This is a genomic window from Methanobacteriaceae archaeon, from assembly GCA_013403005.1.
Classification (GTDB): domain Archaea; phylum Methanobacteriota; class Methanobacteria; order Methanobacteriales; family Methanobacteriaceae; genus Methanobacterium.
This window is the reverse complement of the sequence record JACBOA010000023.1, coordinates 1-17,622: the sequence shown is the minus strand read 5'-3', so window position 1 is coordinate 17,622 and position 17,622 is coordinate 1. Positions and strand designations below refer to the sequence as shown.

At 34.3% G+C, this 17,622-nt stretch carries 16 protein-coding genes and 1 tRNA gene; 7 read left to right on the top strand and 10 right to left on the bottom strand.

The features are described from left to right. Positions 1 to 41: 41 nt before the first annotated feature. Both HVN35_11270 and argB read right to left on the bottom strand, forming a co-directional pair. Positions 42 to 542, bottom strand: a complete 501-nt coding sequence (locus HVN35_11270; GenBank protein ID NYB53121.1) for a hypothetical protein — start codon at positions 540 to 542, stop codon at positions 42 to 44. A 192-nt stretch (positions 543 to 734) separates the two neighbouring features. Then, positions 735 to 1,616: an acetylglutamate kinase gene (gene argB, locus HVN35_11265; protein ID NYB53120.1), complete on the bottom strand. Its 882-nt coding sequence runs from the start codon at positions 1,614 to 1,616 to the stop codon at positions 735 to 737. Positions 1,617 to 1,892: 276 nt separating this feature from the next. Here argB and HVN35_11260 point away from each other — a divergent pair, with 276 nt between their 5' ends. Continuing rightward, complete coding sequence (locus tag HVN35_11260; protein ID NYB53119.1) at positions 1,893 to 2,642, top strand: hypothetical protein; 750 nt, start codon at positions 1,893 to 1,895, stop codon at positions 2,640 to 2,642. Positions 2,643 to 2,749: 107 nt separating this feature from the next. On the opposite strand, the gene HVN35_11255 is transcribed toward HVN35_11260, so the two are convergent. The 7 genes from HVN35_11255 to HVN35_11225 all read right to left on the bottom strand — a co-directional run bounded on the left by HVN35_11255 (position 2,750) and on the right by HVN35_11225 (position 9,624). After that, a complete protein-coding gene (locus HVN35_11255) occupies positions 2,750 to 3,442 on the bottom strand; it encodes a hypothetical protein (GenBank protein ID NYB53118.1) in 693 nt (230 codons plus the stop codon). Between the two features lie 316 nt (positions 3,443 to 3,758). Further along, complete coding sequence (locus tag HVN35_11250; protein NYB53117.1) at positions 3,759 to 4,139, bottom strand: winged helix-turn-helix transcriptional regulator; 381 nt, start codon at positions 4,137 to 4,139, stop codon at positions 3,759 to 3,761. Positions 4,140 to 4,795: 656 nt separating this feature from the next. Beyond that, positions 4,796 to 4,867 (bottom strand) — tRNA-Gln (locus tag HVN35_11245). Between the two features lie 256 nt (positions 4,868 to 5,123). After that, positions 5,124 to 6,083, bottom strand: a complete 960-nt coding sequence (locus HVN35_11240) for a PAS domain S-box protein (protein ID NYB53116.1) — start codon at positions 6,081 to 6,083, stop codon at positions 5,124 to 5,126. Between the two features lie 11 nt (positions 6,084 to 6,094). Continuing rightward, positions 6,095 to 6,553, bottom strand: coding sequence for a response regulator (locus tag HVN35_11235; protein ID NYB53115.1), 459 nt, complete (start codon positions 6,551 to 6,553; stop codon positions 6,095 to 6,097). Next, a complete protein-coding gene (locus tag HVN35_11230) occupies positions 6,550 to 9,270 on the bottom strand; it encodes a PAS domain S-box protein (protein ID NYB53114.1) in 2,721 nt (906 codons plus the stop codon). Before HVN35_11230 ends, HVN35_11235 begins: the two co-directional genes overlap by 4 nt. Before the next feature lie 39 nt (positions 9,271 to 9,309). After that, positions 9,310 to 9,624 (bottom strand): hypothetical protein, encoded by a 315-nt coding sequence (locus tag HVN35_11225; GenBank protein ID NYB53113.1) that lies wholly within the window; start codon positions 9,622 to 9,624, stop codon positions 9,310 to 9,312. A 720-nt stretch (positions 9,625 to 10,344) separates the two neighbouring features. Here HVN35_11225 and HVN35_11220 point away from each other — a divergent pair. From HVN35_11220 to HVN35_11195, 6 genes are all read left to right on the top strand, one after another. Beyond that, positions 10,345 to 11,544 carry a low temperature requirement protein A gene (locus HVN35_11220; GenBank protein NYB53112.1) on the top strand — a complete coding sequence of 400 codons (1,200 nt, stop codon included), beginning with the start codon at positions 10,345 to 10,347 and terminating at the stop codon, positions 11,542 to 11,544. 651 nt (positions 11,545 to 12,195) lie between these two features. Further along, positions 12,196 to 12,591 carry a tRNA (N6-threonylcarbamoyladenosine(37)-N6)-methyltransferase TrmO gene (gene tsaA / locus HVN35_11215; protein NYB53111.1) on the top strand — a complete coding sequence of 132 codons (396 nt, stop codon included), beginning with the start codon at positions 12,196 to 12,198 and terminating at the stop codon, positions 12,589 to 12,591. Positions 12,592 to 12,859: 268 nt separating this feature from the next. Beyond that, the gene (locus tag HVN35_11210; protein ID NYB53110.1) at positions 12,860 to 13,435 is read left to right on the top strand and encodes a hypothetical protein; all 576 of its coding nucleotides are present in this window, start codon (positions 12,860 to 12,862) and stop codon (positions 13,433 to 13,435) included. Between the two features lie 131 nt (positions 13,436 to 13,566). Further along, a complete protein-coding gene (locus HVN35_11205; protein NYB53109.1) occupies positions 13,567 to 14,991 on the top strand; it encodes a cobalamin B12-binding domain-containing protein in 1,425 nt (474 codons plus the stop codon). Further along, complete coding sequence (locus HVN35_11200) at positions 14,991 to 15,812, top strand: restriction endonuclease (GenBank protein ID NYB53108.1); 822 nt, start codon at positions 14,991 to 14,993, stop codon at positions 15,810 to 15,812. Before HVN35_11205 ends, HVN35_11200 begins: the two co-directional genes overlap by 1 nt. A 165-nt stretch (positions 15,813 to 15,977) precedes the next feature. Further along, a complete protein-coding gene (locus HVN35_11195; protein ID NYB53107.1) occupies positions 15,978 to 16,667 on the top strand; it encodes a hypothetical protein in 690 nt (229 codons plus the stop codon). A 421-nt stretch (positions 16,668 to 17,088) separates the two neighbouring features. Here HVN35_11195 and HVN35_11190 read toward each other — a convergent pair whose 3' ends face one another. Further along, the gene (locus HVN35_11190; protein ID NYB53106.1) at positions 17,089 to 17,424 is read right to left on the bottom strand and encodes a zinc-ribbon domain-containing protein; all 336 of its coding nucleotides are present in this window, start codon (positions 17,422 to 17,424) and stop codon (positions 17,089 to 17,091) included. Positions 17,425 to 17,622 lie beyond the last annotated feature (198 nt).

Here is a 17,622-nt window from a genome sequence, read left to right as displayed (position 1 = left end):
ATATTTGCTCCCACTTTTATATTAACTTTACGACTTTATTTTTACAGAATAAACACAATATGCAACTTTATGAAAAATAAAAACAAGAAAATATAAAAATCAAATCCCACCAATATTTTACAGAGCCCTTTATCTCCCTGACAGTTAACTTTAACCACAGGCCTTCCGAATTTGGATACGAATTCATCAAAAACAGGATTACCGTTCTCAGTAAGGTCGCACATATTCTCTGGACAGGTTACATTACCATAGCTTTCCAGTTGATTTTTGAATCCATCTCCTCTCCAGGCCCCTACAATTATCCATTCCACTTGGTCGTGCAGGGCGTCCACCAGTTCCAGAGTCAGATCCGGGTGTAAAACATAGGTTAAAACAATGTCTGCTTTCTCCAGTTCAGCCATGGTTTCTGCTGGAAGATCTATTTCATCCATGAAGGATGATGTAGGTGACTCCATCACAATGTAATCACAATCAAATTCTTCTTTTATGGTGGCATAAGCCCTTTCACCATATGGACCGTCAGTTACAATGGCTATTTTCATTTATGACTCCTCTTTAAGTAAATTATGTTTAAATAGTAATTATGATTTACATTCAATTGTTATTAGGTATTAAGACCTCTTTTTTTACGCCTAAATTTTTTTATTAAGCTTTTTAAAAAAAATCAAAAGATAAAAACTAATTGTAGTTAGTTGAGTACGTATTAGAATTTTTTTATCATTTTTAAAATGATTCTATGGAGTAATCATGGTTCCAATACCTTTTTTGGTGAATATCTCCAGCAATATGCTGTGTTTCACTCTACCATCAATGATATGGGCTGATTTAACTCCATTTTCCAGGGCACTGATACAGGTTAAGACCTTAGGAAGCATACCATCTTTAACAGTTCCATCATCAATAAGTTCCATTACTTCCTGAATTCTGGCTTTTTTAATAAGACTGTCTGGATCGGAAGGATCCTGAAGGATTCCAGGCACATCTGTGAGTATTATGAGCTTTTCTGCCCCAACCTCACCTCCAACTTCACCAGCCACAGTATCAGCGTTTAGATTAAGGGTTTTACCCTTCTCATCAACTCCAATAGGACTAATAACTGGAATATAATTGTTTTCGGTTAAAACATCCAGAATCTCAGGGTTAATGGATTCAATTTCACCCACCAATCCCAGATCTACCATCTGTTCTTTACCAGTTTCCTGGTCAACCACTACTTGAGGAGAACGTTTACGAGCTTTGAGAAGCAAATTATCTTTCCCTGACAATCCCACTCCTTTACCTCCATGCAGGCCTATGTTAGCCACGATTTCGGTGTTGATTTTCCCAACCAGAACCATCTTCACTATGTCCATGGTTTCCTGGTCTGTAACCCGAAGCCCTCCAATGAATTTTGGTTCTTTTCCCAGTTTGCTCATGGAACGGGAAATTTCAGGACCTCCACCGTGAACTACCATGGGTTTCATACCCACGTATTTTAATAGTACTGTGTCACGGGCTGTGGAGCTCTTGGCAGCCGCGTCGATCATGGCGTGGCCACCGTATTTAATCATGATCTTTTTCTGGTGGAATTTTTTAATGTAAGGCAAGGCCTCAATGAGAATGTTAACTGTTTCCATACAAGAACACCCACTATACTGATCTTATAATTTAAAGGTTAATCTGTTTGGCAGAGTTAGTTGTTTACTTTAATCTGTTTTATTAATCTGGATACAATCATTAAGATACTATGAATCAATTTATATTATTAAACTTGCGGATAAAACATTTCCTGGGATAATATCTTTGTTATCTTCAAATGATGATTTCCATTACCATTTTAATCCCCTAATGATTCAAGGTTATCCATCTATCCATTAACAGTGGATTTATTAGAAAAAACATAATATAATATCATGGCAGATTATAAGGTGCAATCTGAAGGGGACAATGAAGATTTTGTTTATACTCGATCATTTCGAAAGATCTACCGCATGTTCCGTAGTTTGAAAAACCGTAAAGGAAGGTTTGTATTAATCATAGGAACTCCTGGTACTGGGAAGTCTGCCAATATTTATTCCGCCTTAAAGAGTCTTGATCTGAACGTTTATGATCCCACCTTATTTTTGGATGACCAGATGAGTTCTTCACAGGTTTTCAGTGAATTTTACCAGACACTCAGAAAGGATTTGGGGGTTGAGACTAATGATGAAGTCTACCAGAAAGTTCAGGACTATGATGTGGTTTTACTGGCAGACAATCTTCTGGACTCGGAATTCATTGATAAAGATAAGGTCGGACTTAGTCTGTGGACTTTAAATAAAGGTTTTGACACTATACCTTTTTATTATCGTGTTTTAATGGAATATTTGAAACATAGGAAAGAACTTTCCAAAATAAATGTAGTAATCCAGACGGCCTTTGTATTCCGTTTTAGGGGTGTTAAATACGATTTATTAACGGACTTTTATTTCCTGTCACAAATTCTGGTTTTAATTCTTGAACTCTTTTTTGAAGTTATCAAAATATCCTATTCTCAAGAGGAAACCTTGCAAATAGTGAAAAACAAATTCAAAGAGGTTGATGAAGAACAAATCAAGTCTCTTATTAAAAAATATGGCTGCAAACCCCGATTTATTTTTGAAGCACTTGAAAAAAAGGAATAATAAACATATTTTTTGTATAAAAAAGGATAACATGGATGAAAGGGAAAAAGAACCCATTTATTAATGGATTATTTTTTCCAGGAAAGTTTGATTAAAATATGATAAAATCATCTGAAGTTAATCATACCTTCCTGGTAGTAATTCTGCAGTTCAGATGCATGTTGCAATTCAAAGTTTGCATAGGGGTCTTTAAAGTAAGGATAGAACATCCCTTTAAATGTATAGACATATGCTGGTATAATGCCGTATTGTTTCCTAACTATATCAAAGAACAGTGGGAATCCACATCCTTGCGCAAACATGGGGTTATCTTTACGAGCAGTCCCATGCCAGTACATGGGTATGGGGCCTTGCTGGCCATTTTGCCGGGCTATGCCATAGAGATAGTTCAAAGCATCATCCAGATTAGTGAAAACTTTCCCATCAGTTTTATATTGGTAACGACCCTCCGGAGCTCCGAATAAAGCTATTTTAAGAGAATCCAAGTAATTGGTTGCTCCTTCAGCACCAGTTCCCTGGGTGTCTACAAAGGCAAGTTCAAGTATTTGTATATCCCCTTCTTTGTAGTTACGGTAATTGGAATCACCTGCAAAGTGCACTACTAAAATTGATTTGGAACCACTTTCTTTGGCAAATTTTGCTAATAGTTGCGAGTGCAAGTGACCCGGATACATGTCCGGGTTGGCAACTTTTACCAGTGCAAGCCTCCCTTCTGGAGTTATTGGACCGTTCATGGTGGATACAAATGCATAACCTACTATTATGAGAAATATTGCCAATGCAACTAATGACCACTTCATTAAATTACCTCTCCCTTTGGAAATCTTATTTTTATTCCCATTTCCAATTCACTGGCCCTCCCCCAAGCCATATTAGTTTATTCCGTATGATTCTATGCATATCAGAATTTTTTTATAAAACATTCTAGTCCTCTGAATTCTTAAAAAAATTCATATATAAATATAAATTGGATTATTTCCATGTCTTAATGCTGACTAAAGAGTGTTGTATGGGAATTCAATAAAAACCTATGAAATTAGTGAATGAGTGTTCTATGAGTTAAGTTTCTATGATTTTATACCATTCAATCTTGATTTTAATAAAACTTTCTATTATTTACTTTTTTTTATGACCTATTTGGTTAATTTCATCTACGTTTTTAGATCCCATCTTTATTAGTTCGACTATTTGAGGGCTTGAAATTGAATAATAGGCCATTTTTCCTTCTTTTCTATATTTAACCAGGTTCTTATTTCTAAGTAATCTAAGCTGATGTGATACTGCAGAATCAGTCATTCCCAGAACCGCAGCCAGATCACAAACACATATCTCCTTTTGTAGTAATGCATAGAGTATTTTCACTCTGGTGGGATCGCTCAGTACTTTGAAATTTTCAGAAATGGTTTGAAAGGTTTCTTCCTGGAGCATTTCTGATTTAACATCCATTACAGTATTTTCGTTTATGCATTGGATGTCACAGAAATCATTGTTTTTCATTTAAATCCCTATAAATTGTTTAAAGGTGTTTATGGACCTATTGTTTTAAAATTTCAGTACATAGCTTTTTTATTTTAATATGATATATACTTAATTGTTCAAATGTTCATTCATATCTACCTACTTAAATAGAGTGGTTAAAATTGTAAATTGTATAGTCATCATCTATTCTTATAATCAAGTTCTTAGAACCATATTCACTTCACTTTATCCTTAGCATGAAGTCAGATCCTTAGATTCATATAATAACACTTGTATAAATCGATTTTTCCCCCAATGAATTCAAGTTATGGCCAAGAAGAAGATGAAATAAGAATTAATTATCTTTAAATTAATTATCTTTAGATTTTATATTGAATAGACAGGTTTTATTCCTTGGAAAGTTCTAATTCTTTGATATTTTCTGAAAATAGATAATATATTAATGTCAAAATAAAATGATTGATCAGCGAAATTTGATTAATGATTTTCTAAATTAATGATTATTTAATGGGATTAGGATAACTTAATAACCTTTCAATGGAATTTAAGGCGTGTTAGGATTATCTTGTCTCATCTAAATGTCTTATTAGAAATTTAATAGGACTAAAGTACATAAAACGTCATATAGATAAAGATGGCGTTATGTTGGAAATGATTAAAAAAAATATTAAAAATAGTCCCTAGCGGAGTCGAACCGCTGTCGCAAGATCCAGAGTCTCGCATGATTGCCACTACACCAAGGGACTTAAAAAAATTAGTAGTTCAATTTTACATATAAACTTTTAGATAGTATTTCCATTGTAATCCAAGAGTATAGGATTAAAAAATATATGAGTAAAAAATGTAAGAATATGGGATTATATGGCCTATTTTTCTTAATGCTCAATTATGGAATTAAAAACATGATTCTATTATTAAAGAAATCATATTTTTTTATTCTAACCATCAGAGATGCTTTAAACAACATAAAAATAAAATCGGTTTAAATGCTTTAAACACTTATTAAGTGAATTTATCTTTATAAACATTAAATTGATGACCTTCCACGATATGGTTTTTTTGGATGAGTGGTTTCATCGCCTCTACCATGTTTGCCATTATTAAGAAGAAATCCCGGTCTTTCTCAATCATGGTGTCAATTAATGATTTTTCAATACCTTTTCGTGAGCTTATATCCGTCATAATTGATATAGCCCCTAAATATTCACCTTTTTGATTGTATAGGGGATTAGTAGATACTAATACCCATAAACTGGAACCATTTCTGTTTAAAAATTCTAATTCATAGGTTTGAGCTAATTTTTTCCTGATCTCTGTCCCATGACGCATGTTGTCTAGATGTTCTCGAAAGCAATTATCTCCTTCAGGATTGGTGAAATTGGATATATTTTTGTTTATCATTTCAGAAACCCTGAAACCCAACATTTTTGCCATTTGTTTATTAACATAACTTAACTCATTTTTAGAATTTACAAAAAATACTCCTGAATGGGTTTTTTCCACCATTAAACGGTATTTTTCTTCACTTTCAGTTAATTTTCTTTCAATCTGTTTTCTTTCAATGGAATAATTGATAGAACGTGCCAGTAATCTGCTGTCAAACTGACCTTTCACCAGATAATCCTGCGCACCCTCTCCCACAATCTCTATGGCAAATTCTTCATCTTCCAGTCCAGTGAGAATGATGATGGGAATTTCCGGTGCAATACTATTCATACGATTAAAGGTTTCAATACCATCACTATCTGGAAGTTGTAAATCCAGAAGAACTATATCAATTTTTTCCAAGGATGAACCTTCCACTCCTTTTGGTGCATTTATTATGTTAATTGCATCCTGTAAACGGATAGTATGAACTATTTTAAAATGAATTTTAGGAATATCTTTAAACATTTCCTTGATCAAAGAAGCATCACCAGGGTTATCTTCTACCAGAAGTACATGGATGGTATTATTAATCATAAAGAATCACCTTAATGGCTGGAATATTTTCTTGGGGGAAGTTTTACTGTGTTCATCCAGAAATCACCAATATTTTCAACAACTTTGATGAGCTGATTCAAATCTACAGGTTTCTTTATGTAGCAGTTGGCGTTGTTTTTATAAGCTTCAATCAAGTCCTCTTCCCTGACTGAACTGGTTAATATCACTACTGGGATGCACTTCAAACGATCATCTTTTTTTATTTCCTTCAAAACAGTCCGCCCATCCCTTTTCGGCAGGTTCAAGTCCAGTAATATCAGATCGGGAAGTCTATTGAGAGGGTTTTCTCCTTTCATGTGGAGCAAGTCCATTGCTTCCTCACCATCTATTGCCACATGAAGAGTGTTATGAATTTCAGCTTCCTTGAATACCTCTTGAATTAGACGCACATCTCCCGGGTTATCTTCTACTAATAGAACTTCTATCTGGTTAGTATCATTTGATATCATAAGAGCACCTCTTCCTGGGGAATACTGAAGTAAAACTTTGACCCTTTTCCAGGGTAGGAGTCATACCAGATCTTACCTCCGTGTCTTTCAACTATCCTCTTTGCAATAGCCAGTCCAATACCAGTTCCTTCATATTCATTACGTGCATGTAATCGCTGGAAGATCTTAAAAACACGGTCACCGTGAGTAGGGTCTATGCCAATGCCATTATCTTCTACTTTAAAAATCCAGTAATTACCGTCTTTTTCAGCACTAATATGAACTGTTGGTTCATCATGGTCATTGTATTTAATGGAGTTAGCTACGAGATTCTGAAAAACCTGAACCAGTTGAGGATAATCTGCTTTAATCACCGGCAGATGATCGTAAGTTATATGGGCATTGTTTTCATCTATCAAAATTTTAGAATCAAAGATAATCTGTTTAATTATATCTTCAGTATTTATGTCTTCAAATTCTCTGTCACTTCTCTCTATTCGTGAATAAGCTAATAAATCATTAACCATTTCCTGCATTCTGGTGGCACCATCAACTGCGAATTGTATGAATTCGTTTGCTTCATAATCAAGTTGGTGATCATAACGGCGTTGTAGTAGCTGCAGAAAACTGGTTATCATCCTAAGAGGTTCCTGAAGGTCATGGGATGCCACATAAGCGAACTGTTCCAACTCTGCATTGGACCTTTTAAGCTGTTCAAGTGTTTCTTGAAGTTCCTGTTCAGCTATTTTGGCATCGGTAACATCAATTGCAATTCCCATCATCTCTTTAGCAGTATCCTGAACATCATAAAACACACGTCCCAGGGAGTAAACCCAGTGTATGGACTCATCAGGCCAGATGGTTCTCATCTCAACTTTAAACTCATCACCCTCATTAAGGGCTTTTTCAGTGGCCTCATCAACAGCATCCCGATCATCAGGATGCACCGCACTTAAAAAAATATCATAAGACATCCTGGTTTCAGGGTTAATACCAAAAATATTCTTACAGCGATCAGTCCATTCCATCAGGCCTTTTTCCAGATCCCAAAACCACATACCCGCATCCGCACCTTCAATCGCCAGGCGTAATTTTTCTTCAGATTTTCTAAGAGCTTCTTCTGTCTTTTTAATACTGGTGATTTCAAGGGCTGCTACATTTACTCCTATGACATTATTGGATGAATCTTTGATTGGATACCATTGTTCTATCCATGTGCGAAGTACACCGGGTTGAGCAGAGGTGAAACCACTGAATTCTCTGCCCATGACTTTTTTTCCAGTTTGGAAAACTTCTCTGGCCACTCTCTCCACCTGGCTGGCCATATCGGGTATCATTTCATAAATAGTTTTTCCAATGTGCTCTCTGGGAGTAAAACCATTAAATTTAGCCATCCGTTCATTGATACGTACATAGCGCAGTTCACGGTCTAGTACGCATAGACCAATTGGTGCAGAATTATATATGGCTTCAATCTCAGCCAAACGTTTCTGTGCTTTGTTCTCGCTTTCCTGTAATACTAATTCCATTTCCCGGCGCTTGGTGATGTCTCTGAAAAAACTCTGCACACGTCCATTACCTTCAAGCGAAACAACACTGGATTTGATATTATAGTAAACTGTTTTGTGTTGGTCATCTTTGAGATCTGCATCAAATTCAACCATGCCTTTTTCTTTTAAATTCTGTTTTATAATGTTAATTTTACTTTGGATCTTGGAGCTAGCCAGATCATTCAGATTAGTTCCAAGTAGTTTTTCTGTGGTGGAACCGAACATCAAGGCGAAATTTTCGTTACAATCTATGATGTTCCCGTCAAAGTCATGTATACAGAAACCATCTTTGATGTTTTCAACAATGGAACGGTATCTTTTCTCACTTTTTTGCAGTTTTTTTTCTGCAATCTTCCGGTGGGTTATATCTTCTACAATTCCATCAATCCAGTCAATGGAACCATTACTGCCATAGTGTGCTTGTGCAGATACAGAAACCCATAAAGGATCACCATTTTTCTTCTTCAAATGTAATTCCAAGCCAATTACCGAACCTTCCCTGTTTATCTTTTCTAGAAACAGTTTCCTATCTGTAGGATTCATGTAAAGGTCAGATACTTTTATGTCCATTATCTCACTGGTGGAATCAAACTCGAACATCCGGGCTAGTGCAGGGTTAACCTGGATAAATTGGCCTTCTAAGTCGCTGGTGTTTCTGTAGACTCCCACATTAAGATTTTCAACCAAACTTCGGAATTTTTTTTCACTTACTTTCAACTCTTCTTCAGCTAGCTTACGTTTAGTAATGTCTTCAAATGATTCTAAACCGCCTATAATTTCCCCATTAAAATTTTTTATTGCGGTTGCTGTGAAATGCAGATATTTACCAGATTTTCCCAGGTTTGGGAAGAAATTTTCAGCTTCGTAAGCTCCGTCCACCAGTTCGGATTTGCGATTATTGGGAAACCAGTTAGGAATGCTATCGAAGTCTTCTGAAACCAGTAAATCCACCATACATGGCCTTTTTTGGTCATAAAAAGCTTTCCAATGATTATCAGTGCCGACTACATCAGTAGATTTGATTCCACTGTACTTCTCCAGTGCTTTGTTCCAGTGGATAACATGATGATCCTTGTCAATCACAAATTGGGGAATGGGTGAAAAATCAATAATACCAATTAATTCTGCAATCTCTGGAGAAAGTTTTTTTGCTGGACTCTTCCCGGTGAATTTAACCCCCTCCCAGATTTCAAAGTATAAAAAGAATATTTTTTATGGCATCAAGAGTTAGTATTTGTCTTTGATTTCATTTAATGTTTTCAAAGTTTTGAGGGTCAATTCTTGTTCTAAAACTCTGAGTCTTTCAGCTAAAAAATCTAAAACAAGTTTACGTTCATGGAAAGGAACTTTCTTTTTAGAAAGCATGTTTATAAGTTCAGTGGTGCTTCTGACAGATTGCGTACCTGTTTTCTCATCCATTAACAGGATGTCTCGTTTACCAATCTCCTTGGATGGCGTAACACACACTGCCCCTAAGATGTCACCATTTTCATCCACAACATCCATGGAACTTGTGTATTTTTGTTTACTGTGTTCAGTCATAAGTTCACCCTAATCCATCTTAAAACAGCATAATAAATAAATTTTTTTATTTTAATTTTAGATTGAAAATGTGGACTGGATTCTCGATGGATATAATAATATAGCCAATACATATTTTAAATTCATAAAATTCGTTAAAAGTTAAAAAAAGTTAGTCTCTGAGGTCTTATGACCCCAGTGACTGTTGCCATGCCATGTCTTACGGAGGCGGTGTAAAGGCATGAGATTCAATGCTGTGCTAATTTATTAACTCCTCTTAACAAATTCTCATCAGTATTAACAATTAGTGCACTGGTGAGAACCCATCACCTTAATTCACTTAATTACATCTTAAAACAACATTCTATTTAAATATATGTTTTATTGAAAATATGAATTAATTCCTAAAACTTCATCACAAATTCTTTTTCAACAGCTGCTAAAATAATTTATTCAAGCTTTATCAAGAAGAATATTAAGTTTATGGCCATAAAAATTCATTAAAAATATTAACGGATAAAATAAATTTAATTAATAAAGGAACTATAAAAAAAATTAAACAAGTTGGAATTAAACAAGTTGTTATAAGTGTAAATAATTTATAGCTAACAAAATTTAGCTGATAATATCTCCAATAATTAATATCATCTTGTTTTAAAAATAATAGTAAAAAAAGTGATTGACTGAATGTATTAATTAATGGTTATAAATGAGAATAATCATCAAATATGGTTTAATATCATGAAGCTCAGGAAAGATCTCATAAAACCACCCAGGTTATATTTTGAAGATGAAAAGGAGGAAAGACATGCCAACTGGTTAGAATTATTGTTTGATCTTATTTTTGTGGCAGCATTTTCATTGTTGGCTTTAGATATAAATTCTAGCTATTCTTTCACATCTTTCCTGGAGTCTGTACCCCTATTTTTTGTAATATGGTGGGGTTGGCTCGGTCACACCATTTATCTCAGCCGATTTGGTACTGATGATTTAATGCATAGGTTTTATACCATGGCTCAGATGATTGTTGTTGCTTTCATGGCCATTAATGCAAAAGATGCTTTAGGTTCAACAGGACCCGGATTCGCTCTATTCTATGCATTGTTAAGGTTCATGTTAGTGGCAGAGTATGTAAGAGCTGGTAAAAACGTACCTGAAACTCGTCCCCTCACCCACCATTATAGTATTGGTTTTGGATTAGCAGCTTTTATCTGGGTTTTATCAGCATTCGTCCCTCCACCCTGGAGATTCCTTCTTTGGATATTGGCTATTATTGTTGATCTGGCAACTCCTTTATCTGCAGGTAAATTCCATAAAAAATTTCCCCTCCATCCCACTCACCTCCCAGAGAGATTTGGACTGTTAACTATTATCCTTATAGGAGAAACAGTGGTAGGTGTTGTTTATCTTATTGGAAATACAGGTTTAAATATTAGTAATGGAATCATAGGCATCCTGGGACTCCTAATAGCATTCAGTATATGGTGGGGATATTTCGAAGAAGCCAGAGGAGCTGAAGCCCGAGCTGAAGAAAAAGGTGAAGAAATTGGCAGGTATCAGTTATGGTTATATGCTCACTTTCCACTCTTATTAGGAATTGCAGGCACTGCCATTGGAATTAAACATGTTTTAATCCTGGATTCATGGGAGGTTATGCCAGCTGGTGAAGTTTGGCTTTTATGTCTATCCCTTGGTTTAGCTCTAGTATCCCTTAGTTTAATATTCCTATCCTCTTTTAACTGGAAAGAATGCATAAGCAAGGTTCTACTATACTTTAGAATTCCCTATTATGTTATAATCTTTTTAGTGGTTTTAACTGGATTTTTAGGAACTTTACTTCCGGGTTCTGTAATTTTAGGTATATTAACTCTTCTATCCCTTTTGAAAGTAATTTTATCATTCAGAGAACCTCCAGAAGAATTATCATGTCCTATATATTGATTTGATTAACGAAGACCATTTTTTCGATTAATTTTGGATAATTATAACATAACTAAATGTTGAAAAATGATTTACTTCTGGCAGTTTTTTGATATAAGTCACATAAACTGTTAATCTCAGTGAAAAAAGTTCAAAAAAAGGTAATAACATTTTATAAAGTTCATTGAGATCTTTCGTCTATGAAAAGAAATTTTATTTTTAGTTTTTTATAAAATAATTGGTAGTGTGAATCAAACTTGTGATATGTTAAAAAAATTATATTCTAAAATTTTTTTTGTTATTATTGCTTAATATTGTAAGATAATATTTTTGGACCCTCCGTAATCTATATAAGGGATGTTATACAAGTCTTATGTGCAAATACTTTATTAAACCACGATCAATGGAGAAGCAATAGCAATATATACTAATTGCCTCCCTAAAATTACACCCGCAGGATCCAACCAAAACTCCCCATTCAATCAACTCCTGCGGGATTCTCCATTGATAAATTTTGATTTAGGGTTACTTCATTTTTTTATAACATATATCTTGAAGTTCTAGAACTCATGAAGTTACTATACATCACTTTTGACACAATGTGAAATTAAAAATCATATCGAATAAAAAAAGTTAAGCCCCTGGTTATTTTGATATTCTTAAGAGGTTTAAATGCAAGTTAAGGCTATAGGTGTGGTTAATTCATCATTTAAAACAAAAAAGGGTTCTCCTCATCAGGGACGATTTTCGGATGAATTAAGTACAATTACTATTTTTAAAGATTACCAAGAAGCACTGGAAGGTGTTGAACACTGTAAAAATTTGATAGTAATCTACTGGATGGATCGAGCTGGGCCAGTGTCATTAAAGGTTGTTCCTCATGGGAAGACAGAAAAGAGAGGTTTGTTTTCAACTCGGGCTCCAGTGAGGCCTAATCCCCTGGGTTTATGTATAGTAGAACTGGTTAAAAAAGAAGGGAATAAATTAACTGTAAGGTGGCTTGATGCCTTAGACCAATCACCAGTCTTGGATATAAAACCTTTCTGGAGAGAAATTGACTGTCCCTAATTTTTAATCATCTTTTTTTGAATTTTACAACATATTAACTTTCATTTTTTATAACCAATATTAAAAATTACGTATTCAAAATTACGTTTAAATCTTACTAATTCACTTATCAAAACATACTTATGATTTGGTGTACTAATATAACAAGAATGTTTTGATTGAAGTTTCACTCCATGAAAGCACAGGCAAATGTTTACTCCCGGTGAAAAATTAAACTCGAACAGTACAAGAGAGGATTGAAATGTACTAATTTAAGGGGATCAGGTAAATGGATTTTAAGCAAGCTGTAAACCTTACAAAGGAAATTAAAAAATTAAAAGGAGTCATAGCTATACTTTATGTGGGCTTTTCAGATTCTAATAGCCTCAGTGATATGGGACTTATCGTTATTTACAGTGCTAAAGTTAAATCTTCTATGGATAAAGTTGATAATCTGGCCCGGGTAAAATCCGAAATTAAACAGATTACTCTAGATGAGCTGGCAAACAACCCTGAACTTAAAGCAGCAATAAGTGGAGAAGGAGTACTACTTCATGGTAAAGCAGTTGAAGTAACTGCAGAAAACTTAAAGCTCAAGTCACGTATGATATTAGCCTATGACACCACTAAAATGAACCAGAATAATCGTAATAAACTCAACCGAGCACTTTATGGCGGTATATCCACCTATCGAAAGGATGGGGAACGAATTGTTAAAGAGTATCCTGGTCTGGTGGAGAAGGTTCAGGCCCAGAAATTAGGAAAAGGAGTTTTGATGGTGGATCGATTTAATTCATCCATGATCATCCAGACACTTAAAACATTCAATGCAGAATGGAAAGAAATCCCGGTATGGACCTATTAAAGACATTTATCAGACACTTTTTAGTAATTAAACAATTTTTGTTAAAGTTCACCCATATTCAATTATAATATTGTTAAATTAATTTATTACTGGTTTATTATTTGTATCATTCATTTACTGGAAGTAAAAAAATGAAAATCTTATTTGTTGAACCTCCTAAGATATTCTGGTTTGTAATGGGGGAATACATGCCCCCACCACTGGGAATACTTCAACTTGCAGCCTATTTAGAGTCACAAAATGATAAATGGGACATTGAAGTGCTTGATTCCCAGGCAATGGGTTATGGTTGGAGTAAACTTCAAAGCCATATTGAATCTGTCAACCCAGATGTGCTGGTTTGCAGTGCTCTGGCAACGTGTAACACTTTCACAGTACTAAGAACACTGGAAATAGCCAAAAATGTAAATTCTAATATTAAAACTGTAGTTGGTGGTCAGCATTTCACTGCTCTGGCAGATGAAAGTCTAAAAAAGTATCCTGAAATTGATTTTGTGGTAAGAGGAGAGGGAGAAGTAACCCTATATGAACTTGTAAAATCCTTAAATGAGAAGCGAGATCTTACAGATGTTAAGGGATTATCCTTTAGAAAAAATGGCAAAATCCATCACAATCCAGCCCGTCCTTTCATCGCTAACTTGGATGATCTGCCTTTTCCAGGCTATCATTTTGTCCAGGAGCATATGAATAAATATAATTTCAAAATGATGGCCTATAAGGGTGCAGGATATGCTTTGGTGGAAGCATCACGTGGATGTCCTCATAAATGCACATTCTGTTCCCAATGGAAATACTGGGGAGGTAAGTGGCGATCCAAATCTCCTGAAAGAATAGCTGATGAGATAGAACATATATACAATGAATATGGTATCACCTTTTTTTGGCTCACCGATGATAATCTGGGTCTTGGGAAAAGAACCAGCCATTTATGTGACGATTTAATAAATAGACGACTGTCTGAAGATATAACTTGGTTCCTTCAAGCTAGAAGTGATGATATCATAAGAAACCAGGAGAACATTCCTAAAATGCGAAAGGCAGGTAATTACTGGATAATGGCTGGATTGGAACGTCATGATGATCACATACTAGAAAATTATAATAAGGGAACCCGGGCATCTGATTCCAAACTTTCCATGGATATCCTTAAAGAAAATGATATATTTTCCCAGGCAACCCTAATCACAGGGGATAGGCAGGATTCTCATGAATCCATTCAAAAATTGCGGGATTTTGTAAACTATGTAGATCCAGATCTTGCCATCTTCATGATACTAACCCCCTTCCCTGGAACAGAACTCTTTGAAACAGCCAGAAGGAATGGATGGCTTGAGGATTATAACTGGGGAAATTATGACATGGTCCATGCTGTTATGCCCACTGAACACTTAACTCGTAATGAAGTCCAGGAAGAACTCTATCAGTGTTACAGAAGTTTTTATGGAAGTATAGGGAGAAGAATAGGTGGAATATTATCACGAAATAAGTTCAAACGACAGACATATCGATATATGGCAGGTCAGGGCCTCCTGCAAGCATTGAGGGATCTTTATTGATAATTGAGATTAAAATCATGATAAAAAATTTTACCAAATATAACTTTTTCCTAATTTTCTGTTCTTTTTCAGGATTTTTTTTCCTCCTAGCGATTTACCTCTGGTCGCCTCCCTCTCCAACATATTATGATGTTCAGGAACCAATAATTCTATTAGCATTTGTAGTAATATGTATTATGGGAATGATAGCAGCCACCAATCCCAGAATTTGCCAGAATTTAATGCAATTTCAACATAAACAGAATAAAAAAATTAATAAACCCAGTTTAAATGGTCCTATCAACAGCTTTAACAGACCTATAAGTAGTCATAATAGATTTAAATCAATTTCTAACATTCCTAATATAAATATAAGATTTGAAGGTCATCATCCGGATTGTGACCAATTTGAAAAACACATAATCCACTTCAATGGGAAAAAATACTGTCCAGGTTGCACTGGACTATTTTTCGGGGCTTTAATTGCTGTTATGGGATGTTTAATTTATTATTATGTTGGATTACCCCTCATATATGCTCAAACCTTTTTTTGGATTGGAGCTGGACTGGTTTTCGTATCTTTGTTTTCAATAATTTTTATTAATCTAGAAAACAAGCTTAAATTTATATCTAACCTAGCACTGGTTGTGGGGTCGTTTTTTATAATGGTAGGAATTTTAAAAACTAAAAATAACCTGTTCATGGAACTTTATTTCATTATCCTCATAATTATTTGGATTATAACCCGAATTGAGGTTTCTCTATATTACCATGAAAGTGTGTGTATTAATTGCCAGAAAGAATCTAGTTGTATCTATGAATATCAATATGAAGAATTATAAGAAATTTAAAAATTAATAAAACAGATATTATAATTAAAACATCTGATTTATTAACACATACTAATAATCTGATCACAAGTAAATCAACTAAGGGTAAATTCAATTGTTAAGTTACGTGTAGGTAAATTGTTATTATGAATAGATGTAACCTAAGGAGTTTCTTATATGGGCTTTTTAATCTGTGATAAATGTGGAGGTTATTATGAACTTCAACCCGGAGAAAAACCAGAGGATTTCTCCAGTGAATGTGAATGTGGTGGGCATTTAAATTATTCTGATAGTCTGGATTATAACCCCGAAGTAGAAAGCGAATTAGATAGTGAAATAGAGATTGAATCTGGTATTCAAAGCCAAAGAGATTCCGAGATTACTGAAGATGAAGATATTTCCCTATCATATGAAGATGAATCTGGTAGCAATGATGGAAGAACAACCATTGAAGAGGAGCAAGCAGATTTAACTACTCAATCTAAACGAATAGAAATAAAACTGGCTACAGAATTGCTGGAAATACTAGAAACTAAAGGATATTATGTAATTAAAGGTGGATTGAAAAACTCCATCAAAATTCTTCCTGATGGAATTAAAACTGATGATGGTCAATTTATCCCATTAAATGATATTATTAGTGTAAAGGAATATGTGGATGATACAGAAGTAAAAGAAAATGAAATTCCCAAAAAATCTGCTATCGATGGTTTGCTGGCTACTGCCAGTGAATTGTTGGCTTCAAGGAAAAGGACCCTAAAAATCACATATTCCAATGGTGAAATTTTATTAAAAGATGTTAAAAAAAGGGATGCAAAAAGATTTGTTAGTTTTGTAAATAGGAGGAACAATTTTAAAAAAACTTAACAGTAGTGCCATTGGTTTACCCAATATTTTTATTTTTCAAATGTTTATCAATTAATTTAAACAGCTATGAGGCTGTTATAAAAATCTAAATTCGTTTATTATGGTTCTTAACCATAAAAGGACAAAACAGGGGAACGATTTTTTTCAAATATCGCTACAACTCTCCAATAACTACAAGCTCTATTTTTTTTATTAGTTATGTAAACTGCTAACGAATTTGAATTTTGAGGGATTATATTAGAAATTTATTTGATTTGATGTCTTAATTAATTTTGTTGTATCAATACAAAAAATAAGCATTTAAATAAGTATTAAAGATGAATCTCATAAATATTCTAGAATTGATACAAATTAAATAAATAGGAAATAAAATTAAATCTGAAAATTTTTTAAAATAAAAAATAAAAAGGTAACCCATTAGTTATTCTTTTTTTCGATTACCGTATATTGCACCTGCTATTATCAATATACCTACAATCACGATAATGGCAGGCCAGATATAGGTCCAAATATCTTGGAATCCTGTTAATGCAGCTATACCTAATAAAATTAATACAATTCCTGCAATTAAAGGTCCAATCATATTCCCGTGCGGAAGTCCAAAACACTCCTCTCTTTGACGATAATATCTATCATCACGGTATCTAGGCCGGCGACGACCACCATAGTCGCTAACATCTTTTAAAGGCTCCCCACATTTGGAGCAAAACTCTGCATCATCATCATTTTTTCTTCCACAGTTGTGACAGTAAACCATCAAATCTCCTCTCTTAACCTACATTTAACTTTATGTACTCCATTAATTAAAAATATTTCTTATACACACATTTTGGGACTGTCAAAAACTTGGGGGATAACCATCAAAAACTTTTCTTTGGTTCCAAATATCAATTCTGATATTTATACGTGACATTACTCCCTTTTTAATCTTCATTAAACGCTTAACACTTTTAGG